16 protein-coding genes are annotated in these 15823 nt (G+C 72.5%); 8 read left to right on the top strand and 8 right to left on the bottom strand.

From position 1 onward, the window contains the following. Positions 1-9 precede the first annotated feature (9 nt). From cydB to cydC, 3 genes are all read left to right on the top strand, one after another. On the top strand, positions 10-1041 hold the full coding sequence (cydB, locus tag QUC20_RS04330; RefSeq protein WP_289331046.1) for a cytochrome d ubiquinol oxidase subunit II: 1032 nt from the start codon (positions 10-12) through the stop codon (positions 1039-1041). 87 nt (positions 1042-1128) lie between these two features. Then, positions 1129-2832 (top strand): thiol reductant ABC exporter subunit CydD, encoded by a 1704-nt coding sequence (gene cydD, locus QUC20_RS04325; protein WP_289331470.1) that lies wholly within the window; start codon positions 1129-1131, stop codon positions 2830-2832. After that, positions 2829-4490: a thiol reductant ABC exporter subunit CydC gene (gene cydC, locus QUC20_RS04320; RefSeq protein ID WP_289331045.1), complete on the top strand. Its 1662-nt coding sequence runs from the start codon at positions 2829-2831 to the stop codon at positions 4488-4490. Before cydD ends, cydC begins: the two co-directional genes overlap by 4 nt. Before the next feature lie 92 nt (positions 4491-4582). Here the strand turns inward: cydC and QUC20_RS04315 are convergent, their stop codons facing one another. From QUC20_RS04315 to QUC20_RS04295, 5 genes are read right to left on the bottom strand one after another with little or no spacing between them, the layout of a single operon-like run. Then, complete coding sequence (locus tag QUC20_RS04315) at positions 4583-5188, bottom strand: GNAT family N-acetyltransferase (protein WP_120263221.1); 606 nt, start codon at positions 5186-5188, stop codon at positions 4583-4585. Between the two features lie 34 nt (positions 5189-5222). Beyond that, entirely contained in the window at positions 5223-6323 is a 1101-nt protein-coding gene (locus QUC20_RS04310) for an ABC transporter ATP-binding protein (protein WP_289331044.1), read from the bottom strand. Next, positions 6320-7156 carry an ABC transporter permease gene (locus tag QUC20_RS04305; RefSeq protein ID WP_289331043.1) on the bottom strand — a complete coding sequence of 279 codons (837 nt, stop codon included), beginning with the start codon at positions 7154-7156 and terminating at the stop codon, positions 6320-6322. Before QUC20_RS04305 ends, QUC20_RS04310 begins: the two co-directional genes overlap by 4 nt. Further along, complete coding sequence (gene modA, locus QUC20_RS04300) at positions 7153-7974, bottom strand: molybdate ABC transporter substrate-binding protein (RefSeq protein ID WP_289331469.1); 822 nt, start codon at positions 7972-7974, stop codon at positions 7153-7155. The genes QUC20_RS04305 and modA overlap by 4 nt, the downstream gene beginning before the upstream one ends. A 9-nt stretch (positions 7975-7983) precedes the next feature. Then, positions 7984-8376, bottom strand: a complete 393-nt coding sequence (locus QUC20_RS04295; RefSeq protein WP_289331042.1) for a TOBE domain-containing protein — start codon at positions 8374-8376, stop codon at positions 7984-7986. 119 nt (positions 8377-8495) lie between these two features. On the opposite strand from QUC20_RS04295, the gene QUC20_RS04290 reads away from it, so the two are divergent. The 4 genes from QUC20_RS04290 to QUC20_RS04275 are packed head-to-tail and all read left to right on the top strand — an operon-like array spanning position 8496 to position 11563. Next, positions 8496-9599 (top strand): ThiF family adenylyltransferase, encoded by a 1104-nt coding sequence (locus tag QUC20_RS04290; RefSeq protein ID WP_289331041.1) that lies wholly within the window; start codon positions 8496-8498, stop codon positions 9597-9599. Beyond that, positions 9587-10846, top strand: a complete 1260-nt coding sequence (locus QUC20_RS04285) for a molybdopterin molybdotransferase MoeA (RefSeq protein ID WP_353105719.1) — start codon at positions 9587-9589, stop codon at positions 10844-10846. The genes QUC20_RS04290 and QUC20_RS04285 overlap by 13 nt, the downstream gene beginning before the upstream one ends. 4 nt (positions 10847-10850) lie before the next feature. Beyond that, complete coding sequence (moaC, locus tag QUC20_RS04280; protein WP_289331040.1) at positions 10851-11330, top strand: cyclic pyranopterin monophosphate synthase MoaC; 480 nt, start codon at positions 10851-10853, stop codon at positions 11328-11330. After that, the gene (locus QUC20_RS04275; RefSeq protein ID WP_289331039.1) at positions 11330-11563 is read left to right on the top strand and encodes a MoaD/ThiS family protein; all 234 of its coding nucleotides are present in this window, start codon (positions 11330-11332) and stop codon (positions 11561-11563) included. The genes moaC and QUC20_RS04275 overlap by 1 nt, the downstream gene beginning before the upstream one ends. Positions 11564-11582: 19 nt before the next feature. Here QUC20_RS04275 and QUC20_RS04270 read toward each other — a convergent pair whose 3' ends face one another. Genes QUC20_RS04270 through QUC20_RS04260 form a run of 3 tightly spaced genes read right to left on the bottom strand, consistent with a single transcriptional unit; the run spans position 11583 to position 14097 of the window. Further along, complete coding sequence (locus QUC20_RS04270; protein ID WP_289331038.1) at positions 11583-12011, bottom strand: molybdenum cofactor biosynthesis protein MoaE; 429 nt, start codon at positions 12009-12011, stop codon at positions 11583-11585. Further along, complete coding sequence (locus tag QUC20_RS04265; RefSeq protein WP_289331037.1) at positions 12011-12487, bottom strand: MogA/MoaB family molybdenum cofactor biosynthesis protein; 477 nt, start codon at positions 12485-12487, stop codon at positions 12011-12013. Before QUC20_RS04265 ends, QUC20_RS04270 begins: the two co-directional genes overlap by 1 nt. Beyond that, positions 12484-14097 carry an SDR family oxidoreductase gene (locus QUC20_RS04260; RefSeq protein ID WP_120264375.1) on the bottom strand — a complete coding sequence of 538 codons (1614 nt, stop codon included), beginning with the start codon at positions 14095-14097 and terminating at the stop codon, positions 12484-12486. The genes QUC20_RS04265 and QUC20_RS04260 overlap by 4 nt, the downstream gene beginning before the upstream one ends. Positions 14098-14330: 233 nt before the next feature. Here QUC20_RS04260 and QUC20_RS04255 point away from each other — a divergent pair, with 233 nt between their 5' ends. Further along, positions 14331-15806 carry an MFS transporter gene (locus QUC20_RS04255; protein WP_120263228.1) on the top strand — a complete coding sequence of 492 codons (1476 nt, stop codon included), beginning with the start codon at positions 14331-14333 and terminating at the stop codon, positions 15804-15806. The last annotated feature ends 17 nt before the right edge of the window (positions 15807-15823 follow it).

Here is a 15823-nt window from a genome sequence, read left to right as displayed (position 1 = left end):
GAGCACCACATGGATCTCGCATACGTCTGGTTCTTCATCGTCGGAGTGCTCTTCGTCGGATACTTCGTCCTCGACGGTTTCGACTTCGGCGTCGGGATGTCGTTGCCCTTCCTCGGCAAGGACAACGTCTCGCGTCGCCAGATCATCAACACCATCGGCCCGGTCTGGGACCTCAACGAGACCTGGGTGATCGTGGCAGGCGCCTGCCTGTTCGCGGCGTTCCCGGAGTGGTACGCGACCCTCTTCAGCGGGTTCTACCTGCCGCTGCTGCTGATCCTCATCGCCCTGATCCTGCGCGGCGTCTCGTTCGAGTACCGCCACCAGCGCGACGACGCCACCTGGCGCAAGCGCTTCGACCTCATGATCGTGGTCGGCTCGGCGCTCCCCGCCTTCCTCTGGGGTGTCGCGGTCGCCAACATCGTGCAGGGTGTGCCGATCGACGCCGATAAGGAGTTCACGGGCACCCTGTTCACGCTGTTGAACCCCTACGGCTTGCTCGGCGGCGTCGTGACGCTGTTGCTGTTCTTCACCCACGGCGTGTACTTCGTCGCCCTCAAGACCGACGGCGATGTCCGCGAGCAGGCCCGACGGCTCGCGACGAAGTCGGGACTGCTGACGCTCGTCGCCGCCGCCGTCTTCCTCGCCTGGACCGTCCTGTCGGCGATGCAGGCGCAGGCGCCGCTCCTGCCGCTCGTGTTCGTCACCGCCGCCGTGGCCGCCGTCATGCTGATCGGCGCCATCCTCGCCAATGCCCGGGGCCGCGAGGGGTGGGCCTTCGCGGGAGGCGCCGGCACCGTGATGTTCGCCGTGCTGACCCTGTGGCTGTCGCTCTTCCCGAACGTGATGCCGTCCTCGACCGACCCGGCGTGGAACCTGACGATCGAGAATGCCTCGTCGACCGACTACACGCTCACGATCATGACGTGGGCGGCCGTGATCTTCCTGCCCCTCGTGCTCCTGTACCAGGGCTGGACCTACTGGGTCTTCCGCAAGCGCGTCACGCGCGCACGGATCGAAGAGGCCGAGCTCGTCACCCACTGACCGAGCGACGGGATGCCTCGGATCCGCGCGATCGCGCCGGGCCCGAGGCATCCCGGTCCCGGGGTAAGGCAGGATCGAAGGGTGAGCATGGACGACTCCGAGGCGCCCGCGCGCTCGAGCGGGCGGCCCGTCGATCCGCGGCTGCTGCGCTACGCCCGCACCTCGCGCGTCTTCTTCGTCGCGATCGGGGCGATCGGCCTCGCCCAGACCGCCGTCATCGTCGGGTTCGCCTGGCTGACCACCCAGGCGATCGTCGGGGCCATCGGCGGGATGCCGATGGGCGACCTCATGCGGATCCTCGCCGCCCTCGCCGCTGTCGTGGCCGCGCGCGCCGGGCTGCTGTGGCTGCGCGAAGCCGTCTCGGCGCGCGCCGCGGCCCGCGTCCGCAGCGAGTTGCGCGGCGGCCTCACCTCCGCCGTCGGGCGCCTCGGGCCCGGCTGGCTCGCGAGCCGCAACTCCGCTCAGCTCGCCGTCACCGCCGGCCGCGGTCTCGACGCCCTCGACGCGTACTTCGGCCGCTACCTGCCGCAGCTCGTCCTGACGGTCATCGCCACGCCGGTGCTCATCGCCGTCATCTGGTGGAGCGACTGGATCTCGGGACTCACGGTGCTGCTGACGATGCCGCTGATCCCCCTGTTCATGGTGCTGATCGGTCTGGCCACCCGGGCGGTGCAGCGCGCGCAGTGGCAGACGCTCCGTCAGCTCGCCGCCCGCTTCGCCGACACCGTCCGCGGCCTCTCGACGCTCACGGTGTTCGGCCGGCAGCACCGGGCGGCGGCCTCGATCGAGCGGGTGACCGAGAACTACCGCATCGAGACGATGCGCGTGCTGCGGGTGTCGTTCCTGTCGGGCTTCGCCCTGGAGTTCCTCGCCTCGATCTCCGTGGCGATCGTGGCGGTCTCGATCGGATTCCGGCTCATCGACGGCTCGCTCGCACTGTCGGTCGGACTCTTCGTGCTGCTGCTGGCCCCCGAGGCCTACCTTCCGCTTCGTCAGGTCGGCGTCCAGTTCCACGCCGCCGCCGAGGGGGTTGCCGCCACCGACGACGTCTTCGAGGTGCTCGACGCGGCACGCGCCCTTCCGCTGCAGGGTGCTGCGGGCGCCGCTTCGACGGATGCCGCGACGAGCGCGACGGCAGAGCACGGCGTTCTGCGCGCTCGTGGTCTCCGGGTGCGCCGCGGCGACGCTCTGCTCCCGCCGGTGTCGTTCGCGGCGACGCCCGGCACGATCACGCTCCTGTCGGGTCCGAGCGGCGCGGGCAAGTCGAGCGTGTTCGCCGCGCTGCGCGGTGTCGCCCCGTTCGAGGGCGAGCTGACCCTCGACGGTGCGCAGCTCCCGCCGCCCGCCTCGTGGCTCGCCTGGGCCGGGCAGGATCCGGGGCTCATCGCCGGCACGGTCGCCGAGAACGTCACGCTCGGCGCCTCCTCGGAGCGCGCGCCGGGTCCGGAGGGCGAGCGGGCCGTCGCCCGTGCTCTCGCGGCTGCCGGCGCCGACGGCATCGACCCGGCCCTGGAGCTCGGCGTTCGTGGCGCAGGCCTGTCCGGGGGTCAGGCGCAGCGCGTCGCCGTCGCCCGCGCTCTCTTCCGTCACGCGAGCGGCGGCGCGCCGGTCGTCGCCCTCGACGAGCCGAGCGCCGCCCTCGACGCCGAGACCGAGGCCGCACTGTGGCAGAGCCTGCGTCGCGTCGCCGACGACGGCGCGACGGTGCTGCTCATCTCGCACCGGGAGTCGGCCCGGACGATCGCCGATGTGCTGGTCGATGTGCGACCCCGATCCGAGGTGACGGCATGACCACGACGTCCGACGTGCTCCGCGGCGCGATGCCCTCGCCGCGACGGTTCTGGCGCGCCCTCGCGACGGGGTTCGCCACGGAGGCCTCCGCCGTCGCTCTCCTCGCGTGCAGCGCGTGGCTCATCGTGCGCGCGAGCGAGCAGCCCGCGGTGATGTACGTGATGGCGGCCGTCGTCGGAGTGCGTGCGTTCGCGATCTCGCGGGCCGTCTTCCGCTACCTCGAGCGCCTCACGTCGCACGACGCGGCGCTGCGTCAGCTCGCCGCGACGCGCACCGACCTCGTCCGTCGCCTCATCCCGCTCGCCCCCGACGGGCTCGGCCGCATCCGCCGCGGATCCGCGCTGTCTGCTCTCGTCGATGATGTCGACGACCTGCAGAACCTTCCGTTGCGGGTCGTGGAACCGCTCGTGGCGTCGGCCACCGTCGCCCTCGCCGCCGTGGTCTTCGTCGCAACGGTGTCGTGGCCGGCGGGCCTGACTCTGCTGGGCTGCCTCGTCATCGCGGCAGCTGCGGCCACCGGCTGGGGCTGGGTCGCGGGAGCCCGCGCGGAACGGACGATCGCGCCGCTCCGTGCCCGGCTCGCCGACGCCGTCGCCGACCACCTCGGAAGCCTCGACGTGCTGCTGGCATACGGAGCCGAGGAGCAGAGCCGTCGGCGTGTCGAAGCCGCGGACGCCGATCTCCGCCGCGCCGTCGTCCGCCGGGCCGGCGCGCAGGCCGGCAGTGCGGCGATCGTCTCGCTCGCCGCCGGCGCCGCCTCGATCCTCGCCGTCATCGTCACCGCACCGGATGTCGCCGCCCTCGGCGGTCCGTGGCTGGCGGTCGCGGTGCTCGTGCCGATGGCCGTGTTCGAGGTCTTCCAGACGGTTCCGCTCGCGGCGGCCTCGTGGCGTCAGGTCCACGCGTCTGCGGAGCGCATCGCCGAGACCGTGCCGAGCGGCATCCCCGCCGGTCTCGTCGAGAGCAGCGTCGCCCCCGCGGGTGTCGCGCCCGCCCTCGGCGACGGACTCCGCCTGCGCGACGTGTCGGTGACGTGGCCCGGAGACGATCGGCCGACGCTCGCCGGGATCGATCTGGACGTCCGTCCCGGCGAGCGCCTGCTCGTCGTCGGGTCGAGCGGGGCGGGCAAGTCGACGCTCGCGCACGCCCTGGTCCGCTTCCTCGACATCGACGGCAGCTACCGTGTCGGGGGCACCGACGTCCGCGAGCTCTCCCCCGACGACGTACGCCTGACCGTGGGACTGTGCGAACAGCAGCCGATGCTCTTCGACGAGGACATCCGCCAGAACCTGCTGTTCGCCCGCGACACCGCGACCGACGCCGAGCTGGAGGCGGTGCTCGAGCGCGTCGGTCTCGGCGGCTGGCTCCGTGAGCGCGGGGGTCTCGATGCGCGCGTCGGCGAGCACGGCGCTCTCGTCTCGGGCGGCCAGGCGCAGCGCATCGCGCTCGCACGTGCGCTGCTGCACGGCTTCCCCGTGCTGGTGCTCGACGAGCCGACGGCCGGGGTCGACCCCGCAGCATCCGACGCGCTGATGCGAGATCTGCTCTCCGCCGTCGACGCGGACCGCGCCGTCGTCCTCATCTCGCATGTGCGGGTGCCGAACTCACTCGTCGACCGCACGGTCCGCATCTCCGACGGAAGCCTGCACGCCGCCTGAGACGCGAGCCACACCCCGCGAGGTCCCAGTTGGGCCGGGAAACCTGCCGCCAAACCCGGCCCAAATGGGACCTCGGGTCGCACGACCCGGGCTCAGCGCGCGAGATCGATGCCGAAAGCCTGCGCGCCGGGCGACGAGGGCAGACGCTCGAAGCCCAGGCGGTCGTAGAAGGCGAGCGCACCGGTGTTGGCCGCGGACGCGACCAGGTGCAGCCGGGTGACCCCCGCCGCGCGGAGCTGTTCCGACACGCGGTCGATCAGCCGACGCCCCCACCCCTGTCCCTGAGCCGCGGGCAGCAGGTCGATGTGGAGGTGCGCCGGGTAGGCCTCGGCGAACGGCTCCGCGCCCGCGCGCCGGCCGTAGGCGTACCGCAGCGTGGCCGCCTGGCGCGAGGTGTCGTCGGGCGAGGGCTCGGGCCAGCGCGCGGCGAAACGGGGCCACCACTCGCGATGGAACCACTCCTCGAAGGCCTCGGTGTCGGGCGTCGCGACGACGTAGCCGATCGCCCGATCGTCCTCGTCGGCCACGACGAAGGCGAAGTCGGGATGCCGCTCGGCATAGGGCCGCGCGAAGACCGCTCCCCAGATGTCGTCGTCGTCGAAGAGTCCGGTGGCATCGGAACCGTGATCGGCTGTTCGCAGACAGATCTCGCTCAGCGCGGCGTCGTCGCCGGGCCGGACGGCACGCATGTGAGGCATATCCCCATCGTGCCACCCCGCATCGCCCGACCCGTTACCCTGCCGCCGTCTCCGGTTCCGGGCTCCCCCACGTGATCGCGGCGTTCGGCAGCGTGAGCCGGACGTGAGCGCCGGCACGAAGATCTGCGGCCAGGTCGACAGGGATGTCGACGGCGAGCGACGGATCGGCGACGAGCATACGCACACCTCCGACGGTAGGTTCGAGCCGCGCCACCCGCGCATGCCAGACGACACGCGAGCCCTCCGGCGCCGCTCCGAGCGTGGTGTGCCCCGCAGCGACGACCCCCTCGAGCCGGACGTCGCCCGGGCGGAACAGCGCCGCGACGGGGCCGGGTTCCGCACCAGGCCGAGCCACCGCCAAGGTGCCCGCCCGCCACACCGCGCCGTCGCCGCGACCGATCACGCTTCCGACGACGCGGTTGACTCCCGCGATCGCCGCGCCGAACGCCGTCGCGGGAGTTCGCAGCACGTCGCGCACGGAGCCACTCTGCGTCACGGCACCCGCCTCGAGCACGACCAGCCGATCGGCCACGACCGCTGCGTCGAGCGCATCGTGGCTGACGAGCACGGCTGTCGTCCGCGCGGCCCGCAGCTGTTCGCCGAGCATCGTGCGGAGCGAGGCGGCCGTCGCCGGGTCGAGCGCCGTGAACGGTTCATCGAGCAGGATGACGCGGGGTCGCGCCGCGAGCGCGCGGGCGAGGGCGACCCGCTGCTGCTGTCCACCGGAGAGCTCGCGGGGATGCCGTCCTCCCACCCCGGCGAGCCCGACCCGTTCGAGCCATTCGTCGGCGACGAGACGCGACCCACGAGCGGGCGCCCCGCGAGAGCGCAGCCCGAAGGCGACGTTCTCGCGTGTCGAGAGGTGCGGGAAGAGGCCGGGGTCCTGACGCAGCAGCACGATGCCACGGCGCTGCGGCGCGACACGGTGACGCGGACTGGCCACCTCGTCGCCGTCGACGCGGATCGACCCCGCATCGAGCCGCACGAGACCCGCGATCGCCTCGAGGACGGTCGACTTGCCCGCCCCGCTCGGCCCCATGACGGCGACGATCTCGCCGGGCTCCGCGACCAGCTCGGCGGCCACGGTGAGACCGGGGCGCTGCACCCGGACGCGGGCCGTGAGCCGCCCGCTCACCGAGCACCGCCCGGTCGCCAGGCGCGCACGAGCAGAAGCGCCGCGATCGCCGTGATGAGCAGGAGCAGCGACAGCGCCACCGCCGTGCCCTGCGACACCCCGGCGCCGTTGAACGCGGTGTAGATCGCCAGCGGCATCGTCTGCGTGACTCCGGGCGCGTTGCCGGCGAACAGCGCGGTGGCGCCGAACTCGCCGAGTGCGCGGGCGAAGCACAGCACGGTTCCCGCGATCAGCCCGGGGGCGGCGAGCGGCAGTGTGACCCGCCACAGGATCCGCCACCGTCCCGCGCCGAGCGCCGCGGCTGTCTGCTCGTATCCGACGCCCGTCGCCCGCAGCGCCCCCTCGAGCGCCAGGACGAGGAAGGGAAGGGCGACGAAGGTCTGTGCGATCACGACGGCGGCGGTCGTGAACGGGATACGGATGCCGGCTTCGCCGAGCACGGCGCCCAGCCAGCCGGTACGACCGAACAGGAAGAGCAGGGCGACGCCGCCCACCATCGGCGGCAGCACGAGGGGAACCGTCACCACGGCGCGAAGCACCGCCGCGCCCCGAGCGCTCGCCCGGGCGATGGTGAGGGCGAGCGGAACGCCGAGCACGATGCACGCCACCGTCGCCGTCAGCGCGGTCTGCAGCGACAGCGCGAGGGCTGCGCCGGCCTCGGGTGAGGTGACGTCGGCCCACACCGTCGCGGGGTCGAGGCGGCCCACGAGCGCGACGAGGGGAACCACGAGGAGCGCGAGGCCGACGACCGCGGGGACGAGCAGGATGCGCGGCAGATTCCCCGGCGTCCGGCGACCGGTCGCCCGCTGTCGGCCGGCTTCGGCGCCGCTCACGGGGCGCCGAAACCGAGACGGCGCAGCACCGCCTGGCCCTCGTCGGACAGCACGTAGGCGACGAACTCCGCGGCTGCGCCCGGCGACTGCGCGTCGGCGAGCACCGCGATCGGGTAGCGATTGACGACTCGCTCGGCGCCGGGAACCTCGACCGTCTCGACGTCGCCGGTGAGAGCGGCGTCCGTGACGTAGACGAGCCCCGCGTCGGCTTCCCCGCTGGCGACCTTCGTCAGCACCGCCGTCACGTTCTGCTCGTAGCTGTCGACGCTCGCCGCGACACCCGCATCGCTGAGAAGCGTCGCCGATGCCGCGCCGCACGGGACGGCGGCCGCACAGAGCACCACCGTGCGATCGGGGTCGGCGAGGTCTGCCAGACCCGTGACCGAGCCGGGGTTGCCGGACGGCACCACGAGGGTGAGCCGGTTCATCGCGAAGACCTCGGGCGAGCCGGAGACTCCGGCCGCGACGACTCTCTGCATGTTCGCCTCGTCGGCTGAGGCGAAGACGTCGGCCGGCGCCCCCTCGATCACCTGAGTCGCGAGGGTCGACGATCCGTCATAGCTGATCGGCGAGATCGTGACCGAGGGATGCCGCTGCTCGAACTGCGTGGCCAGCTCGTCGAATCCCGTCTTCAGCGACGCCGCGGCGAAGACGGTGACCTCGCCCGAGACATCGGGTTCCGCTGTGCCGGGTGCCGACTCGGGCACCCCGGGCGGGGCGTCCGTCCCGATGCCGGGGCCACCGCCCGCGGCGCATCCGGCCAGCAGCAGCACGGCTGCGGCGAGGGCCGCGATGCTCGTCGTTCGTCGTGTTCGCACGCGCACGGTTCAGTCCTTCGGAGTCTCGACGACGACCGTGGTGGCCTTGACGACCGCGACGGCGAGCGAACCGGGTTCGAGCTCGAGCTCGCGCGCCGCCTCGGCCGACATGAGCGACACGACGCGGTGCGGCCCGGACTGCACGTCGACCTGGGCCATCACGCCGTCGATCTGCACCCGTGTGACGAGGCCGACGAAGCGGTTGCGGGCGCTCGAGAGCCGATCGGACGGGTCCTCGGCGGCGGAAGCGAGCTCGACCGCGTGGGCCGCGAGGGCGTCGCCGGGAATCCGCGCCGGGCTTTCGCCCGAGACCGGGAGGATGCCCTGGTCGATCCAGCGACGCACGGTGTCGTCGCTGACGCCGAGAAGGCGGGCCGCCTCCGAGATGCGATACGTCGTCATGCGCCGAACATACCCGCGTCTGCGGAGGTCGAGGGCGGAATCCACCGCATCCACGGATGCACCGAACGCTCTCACCCCCGCCCGCCCCCGGCGCCCCCGCACGCGTCTAGCCTGAACCCATGATCCTCTCGCCCCTCGTCGCTCCCGTCGGCGTCCTGTCGGATCGCGAGCGCGAACGCACCGCGAGACACACCGTCCTCGCGGGCGTGGGCGACGAAGGTCAGCGGCGATTGACGGCGGCTCACGTCGCCGTCGTCGGTGCCGGCGGCCTCGGCTCTCCCGTCATCCTCGCCCTCGCCGCCGCGGGGGTCGGGACGATCACCGTCATCGACGACGACGTGGTCGAGTACGCCAACCTCCAGCGGCAGGTCATCCACCGCGTCGACGACGTCGGCACCCCGAAGGTCGCCTCCGCCCTCCGCGCCGCCGCAGCACTGTCACCCGAGACCCGGATCGAGCCGCGCCGCGAGCGACTGGATGCCGAGAACGCGTCACGCCTGCTGGCCGGGAGCGACCTCGTCATCGACGGCACCGACACGTTCGAGACCCGCACCGTCGTCGCCGCGGCGTGCGCGGCGCTTGGACTGCCGCTCGTCTGGGGCGTCATCCAGGAGTTCCACGCGCAGGTCACCGTCTTCTGGACGGCGCCGCCGGAAGGAGCGCCGGCGGTCGGGCTCGACGACCTCTACCCCGCCGGCAGCGCCGACGACCTGCCGACGTGCGCCGAGGTCGGTGTCCTCGGGTCGCTCTGCATGACGGTGGGCGGAATGCTCGCGACGGAGGCCATCAAGCTCATCACCGGTGTCGGCGAGCCGCTCCTGGGCCGGCTCGTGGTGGTCGACGCTCTGTCCGGGATCACACGCGAGGTGCCGCTGCGTGCCGCCTCGAGCGCACCGTCGGCGCCCCCGGCGCCTGAGCCCCGCACCCCGCAGACGCGGCCGACGACGCCCGAGATCGATCTCGATCAGCTCCGCGCCCAGCAGCGCGCCGGGGCGGTGGTCCTCGATGTCCGAGAGCCCCACGAGACGGCGACGGGGGTGCTCCCCGGCTCGGTGCTGCTCCCCCTCGGCGATCTCCTCGCCGACCCGAGCCGCGTCGACGCCGACCGGGTCGTGGTCGTGTGCGCGCACGGCATCCGGGCACGCCGCGCCGCCGACGTCCTCCGCGGCCGGGGCGTGACGGCCTCCGTCCTCGCGGGAGGCCTCGCCGGGTGGCGATCGTGAGCGGCGGGCTGCGCTCGGTCGAGGAGCAGCTCGCCGACGTCCTCGCGGCCGTGCGACCGCTGCCGACCCGCACGGCCGGGCTCGCGGACGCCGCCGGATCGGTCCTGCGCGAAGCGGCCGTCGCACGGGGAGGCATCCCCGATTTCGACAACTCCGCCATGGACGGCTTCGCGGTCCGCTTCGACGACGTCGCGACCGCGTCGGCCGAGCATCCCGTCGATCTGGCGGTCGTCGCCGACCTGCCGGCCGGCACCGCCGACGACCCGCGTCTGGGCACCGGCGAGACCGCGCGCATCATGACGGGTGCCCCCGTGCCATCCGACGCCGACACCATCGTGCCGTTCGAGGACACCGCCGGCGGCCTCGACGATTCGCTGACGACCGCGCGTGTCGTCGCCGCCCCCGCACGGCGGGGTGTGTTCGTCCGACGCGCGCACGACGACATCCGTCCGGGAGACACCGTGCTGGGCGCGGGAGCCGTGCTCGGCCCCCGGCAGCTCGCCGCCCTGGCGGCTGCCGACATCGCCCGGGTCACCGTCTCGCACGCGCCGCGCGTCGTCGTGATCTCGACCGGCAGCGAGCTCGTCGAGCCCGGCCTCCCGCGCATGCGAGGCCAGATCCCCGAGTCGAACGGCCTGTTGCTCGAAGCGCTCGCTCGTCAGGCGGGGGCCGTCGTCGTCCGCCGCGTGCACGTCGACGACGGCGGCGCCGCGTTCCGCCGCGAGATCGCGGCGGCCACGACCGGCGATGCACGGGCGGACGTCGTCATCACCTCGGGCGGGGTGAGTGCGGGCGCCTACGAGGTCGTCAAGACCGAGCTCGGCGGTGCGCTGCGCTTCTCGCGGGTGGCGATGCAGCCGGGCAAGCCGCAGGCGTTCGGTGTCCTGCCCTCGGGGACGCTCGTGTTCGGCCTTCCCGGAAACCCGGTGAGCGCGGCGGTGTCGTTCGAGGTGTTCGTACGCCCCGCCCTCCTCGCCCTGCAGGGCCGCTCCGACCTGTACCGACCGGCTCTCCGACTTCCCGCGGGCGAGTCCTGGCGTACGCCGCCGGGCCGTCGGCAGTACCTCCCCGCGGTCATCGACCGCTCCGACCCCGTGCGCTGGTCCGTGCATCCGGCGACACCCGGCGGCTCGGGGTCGCACCTCGCGGGCGCCCTCGCCCTCGCCGAGGCGTATGCGGTCGTGCCGGCGGAGACCGTCGCCGTAGAGCCCGGCGACCTCATCGACGTCGTGCTGCTGGAAGGATGAGGGCATGAGCTTCACCCACCTCGACGACGCCGGTCACGCCCGCATGGTCGACGTCACCGCGAAGCAGCCGACCGTCCGCGCGGCGACCGCTCGCGGCTTCGTCCGCTGTTCGCCCGAGGTCGTCGCCGCGCTGCGTGACGGCACCGTGCCGAAGGGCGATGTCCTCGCCGTGGCTCGCATCGCCGGCATCCAGGCCGCCAAGCGCACCCCCGAACTGCTGCCTCTCGCCCACGTGATCGGCGTGCACGGGGTCGTCGTCGACCTCGACATCACCGACGAGGGCATCGAGATCGAGGCGACGGCGCGCACCGCCGACCGGACCGGCGTCGAGATGGAGGCGCTCACCTCGGTGGCGGTCGCAGCCCTCGCCGTGGTCGACATGGTGAAAGGCATCGACAAGGCGACCTCGATCGAGCACGTTCGCATCACGGCGAAGTCCGGTGGCCGCAGCGGTGACTGGCGGCGTCCCGGCGGGGACGCCTGATGGCCCGCGTGCGCTACTTCGCCGCCGCGGCCGAGCGCGCCGGACGGAACGACGAGGACCGCTCCGAGATCACCCTCGGCGCCCTGCGCGACGCGCTGTCTCGCGAACGTCCGGGGCTGGGAGCGATCCTGCCCAAGTGCGCCGTGCTGGTCGACGGTGCGCGCGTCGCCGACGCCACCGAGATCGGCCCCGACGTCACCATCGACATCCTGCCGCCGTTCGCCGGCGGCTGAGACTGCCGGCGCTCAGCGATCAGCCGCCGATCCCCTTCCACGCGGTCGTGCCGTCGGCCTCGATCTGCTGCTTCCAGATCGGCAGCTCACGTTTGATCGCCTCGATCAGCCCACGGCACACCTCGAACGCGTCATCCCGGTGCGCCGTGCCCACCGCGATGACGACCGCCGCATCCCCCACTCCGAGGTCGCCGACGCGGTGGCTGACCGCGACCGCACCGTCACGTCCGGCGAGCGCGGTGTCCGCGATCGCACGCAGCGTCGCCTCGGCGTCGGGATGAGCCTCGTAGTGCAGCGCGGCGACCGTGCCCGCGGCATCCGGGTCGTGATCGCGCACGGTTCCGACGAAGCTCGTCACGGCCCCGACCGCGGCGGACTCGACGGCCTCGAGGTGCTGCGACACATCGAGAGGCTCGGCGGTGATGCGGGCGATGCGGATCTCGCCCATCAGTGATCGTGCCCGTCGAGCTGGGCGATGACATGCCCGGCGATGCCCGTCACCACATCCATACCGGATGCCACGGCCCGGGGCGACCCCGGCAGGTTCACGATCAGCGTCCCACCGGCCACCCCCGCACGCCCGCGCGACAGGACGGCCGTGGGGGTCTCGACGACCCCGCGTCGGCGCAGCTCTTCGGCCACGCCCGGCAGCTCGCGTTCGATGACCTCGCCGGTGGCTTCGGGCGTCTCGTCGCGCGGCGCCACACCTGTGCCGCCCGTCGTGACGATGAGGCGCGCACCCGCGGCGATCGCGGCGCGCAGAGCCTCCGCGACCGAGGCGACGCCATCGGCGACGACCGTCGGGTCGCCGCACTCCCACCCCGCGCCGCGCAGGGCCTCGACGGCGACGGGACCCGCCGTGTCCGGGCGTTCACCGTGCGCTGATCGGTCGGACACGGTGATGACGGTGGCGAAGCGGCTCATGACCCCACCCTAGGAGTGCCCGCATCTGATGAGGCGGAGTCGTCGTCGGCGTGCGCGCTCTCGACCGCGATCCGCCCCTCCTCCACCTTCCCCTCGGCCATCTCGGTGATGCGCGTGGCCATCGCCGTGAAGATCAGTCCGTGGAACGGCAGCACGCCGAGCCAGTACAGTCGCCCCGCCAGCCCGCGGGGGAAGAAGATCGCGCGCTGCTCGTACCGGGCACCCCCCTCGCGCGGGGCGACCTTGAGCTCGAGCCAGGCCTCGCCGGGCACGCGCATCTCCGCACGCAGACGCAGCAGGCGCCCGTCCTCGACAGCCTCCACCCGCCAGAAGTCGATCGCATCCCCCACCCGCACCTTGCCCCGGCTTCGGCGGCCACGTGCGAGACCGATGCCGCCGACCAGGCGGTCCATCCAGCCGCGGATCTCCCACAGCGCGCGAGCGGAGTACCAGCCATTCGTCCCACCGATTCCGGCGATGACCTCCCACAGCCGCTCGGGCGATGCGCTGGTCTCGGCGGACCGCTCGTCCGTGAATACCGTCCGGCCCGCCCACTCGGGGTCGCTCGGCAGAGGGTCGCTCGGCGCACCGAGCACATCGGCGTCCTGCCAGCTCGTCTCGACCTCGTCGGCGTCCATGCGGTGGAGCGCCAGTCGCACACTCGTCCGATACGACGTGAGGCCGTCCTCGGGCTGCGGGATGATCGCGTCGATGTCGTGATCGTCCATGACGCACTCGTTCTGGAGCGACGCGATCAGCGGACGCGCGATGGCGCGCGGCACCGGCGTCACCAGGTTGACCCAGTGCGAGGCCAGCCCCGGCGTCAGCACCGGCAGGGCTGCGATCGCCCGCTGGCGCAGGCCCGCCTCGAGGGCGTACCCGTTCATCATCTGCCCGTAGCGCAGGACATCGGGCCCGCCGATGTCGACGGCACGGTTCAGGTCGGGATCGACGCGAGCCGCGCCGAGGAGGTAGTGCAGGACGTCGCGGACCGCGATCGGCTGGATGCGGTTTCGCACCCACTTCGGCGCCGGCATGTACGGCAGGACGTCGGTGAGGTGACGCACCATCTCGAACGATGCCGACCCCGAGCCGATGACGACACCTGCCTGCAGCACGAGCGTGGGCACCCCCGACGCCAGCAGGATCTCGCCGACCTCCACGCGCGACCGCAGGTGCGGCGACAGCTCGGCGTCGGAGGGGTGCAGTCCGCCCAGGTAGACGATGCGCTTCACGGATGCCGCCGCGGCGGCCTCGGCGACGGTGCGGGCCGCCCGCTCGTCGGCTTCCTCGAATCCGGCACCCGCTCCCATCGAATGGATGAGGTAGTACACGACATCCACGTCGTCGACGGCTTCGGCGACGGCCTCCGCGTCGTCGGCCGAGCCTCCGACGATCTCGACGGCGTCTCCCCACGGAAAGCTCGCGACGCGTTCGGGGGTGCGTGCCAGCACGCGCACACGGTATCCGGCCGCGACGAGGCGCGGCACCAAGCGCCCGCCGATGTAGCCGGTGGCGCCGAGGACGAGGGCTCGGGGGGCGGATCCGTCCGATCGAGGCTGCGCTCGCAGCTCGGGCTCGTGTCCGGTGGGTGCGGTCAGCTCGGTCATGATCAGACGGTAGGCGCCGCCGAGCATCGACCGACATGACTTGACACGCCTCGGTCGATCGGTCGGTGATGACACCAGCGGCGCCCCGCGCGCACGATAGGCGAGCGCCCGCCCGATCGCAACGTCGGACCGCGAGCTTGCGTGGGCCCCCTGCCGCGGGGCTACGCTCCCGTGAGCGAAGGACAGTCGTCTGGCGACCCGAGCCCGGCGGCGCTGCCGGAGGAGAACCGAATATGTCACGCACGCGCACGAAGCGGCCTGCCCGCCGACGTCTCGAGGTCGATGACGTCATCGTCGTCGAACGCAAGAAGGTCCGCACCGCGATCTCGGGGACCGTGGTCGGGAACTTCATGGAGTGGTTCGACTTCGGCATCTACGGCTACCTCGCCGTGACCCTGACCGTCGTGTTCGCCGAGGACATCCCCGACCCCTGGGGGCTTCTCGTGACGCTGCTCGGATTCGCCGTCTCGTTCCTCGTGCGGCCCCTCGGTGGCATCGTGCTCGGACCTCTCGGCGACCGGATCGGGCGTCAGAAGGTCCTGTTCCTCACGATGGCGATGATGGCGACCGCGACGGCACTCATCGGTCTGCTCCCCACATCCGCGCAGATCGGCATCTGGGCGGTCGTGCCCCTGTATGTGCTGAAGATGGTGCAGGGCTTCTCGACCGGTGGCGAGTACGCGGGGGCCTCGACCTACGTCACCGAGTTCTCCCCCGACCGCTCGCGCGGCTTCTGGGCATCGTGGCTCGACGTCGGCTCGTACGTCGGCTTCGCAGCCGGTGCCACGGTCGTCGCGGTGACCACCCTCATCACCCAGGGCCTCTGGGGGCCGGACGCGATGGTCGACGGCGGCTGGCGCATCCCGTTCCTCGTCGCCATCCCCCTGGGCATCGTCGCCATCTGGTTCCGGCTGCGCATCCCCGAGACCCCCGCGTTCGAGCAGGAGTCGGAATCGGCCGCGCCGCCCCGCAAGGACGACCCGATGGCCCGCCACGGCATCGGCGGCATCCTGCGCCACCACTGGCGGACGATCCTCGTCGCCGTGGCCATCGTCGCCGCGACCAACACCGCAGGGTACGCATTGACCAGCTACATGCCGACCTACCTCGAGAAGGAGGTCGGTCTCTCGAACCTCTCGGCCGCGGTGGCGACCGTTCCGGTGCTGGTCGTGATGTCGGCGACCCTGCCGTTCGTCGGTCGGCTCAGCGACCGGTTCGGCCGCCGGCGCGTCTACGCCTTCGCGATCGGCGCATCACTCGTGCTGACCATCCCGGCGTTCGCGATCATGCAGATCGGCGAGCTGTGGGCCGTCTTCGTGGCCCTGGGCATCATCGCCGTGCCGGTCGCGCTGTTCGTCGCGATCTCGGCGAGTGCCCTGCCGGCGCTGTTCCCGACCGCGACCCGCTTCGGCGCCATGGGCATCGCGTACAACCTCGCGGTGTCGCTCTTCGGCGGCACGACGCCGCTGTTCAGTCAGGCGCTCATCGAGTGGACCGGCAACACCTACATGCCCGCGTTCTACATCATGTTCTTCTCGGCGCTGGCGGCCGTCGCGCTGTTCGCGATGCGCGAGACCGCGCAGCGTCCCCTGCTCGGCTCGGTGCCGACGGTCGAGACCGTCGCCGAGGCCGAGGCTCTCGTCGCGGGGCAAGACGACGACCCGCGTATCGACACCTCGACGATGCCGCTCGACATCCTCCGGTCCTGAGGCGCTGTCCCTCTCGC

It is taken from the genome of Microbacterium arborescens, from assembly GCF_030369635.1.
Classification (GTDB): domain Bacteria; phylum Actinomycetota; class Actinomycetes; order Actinomycetales; family Microbacteriaceae; genus Microbacterium.
Note: the sequence above shows the minus strand (reverse complement) of the source record. Positions and strands in the feature narration are given on the sequence as shown.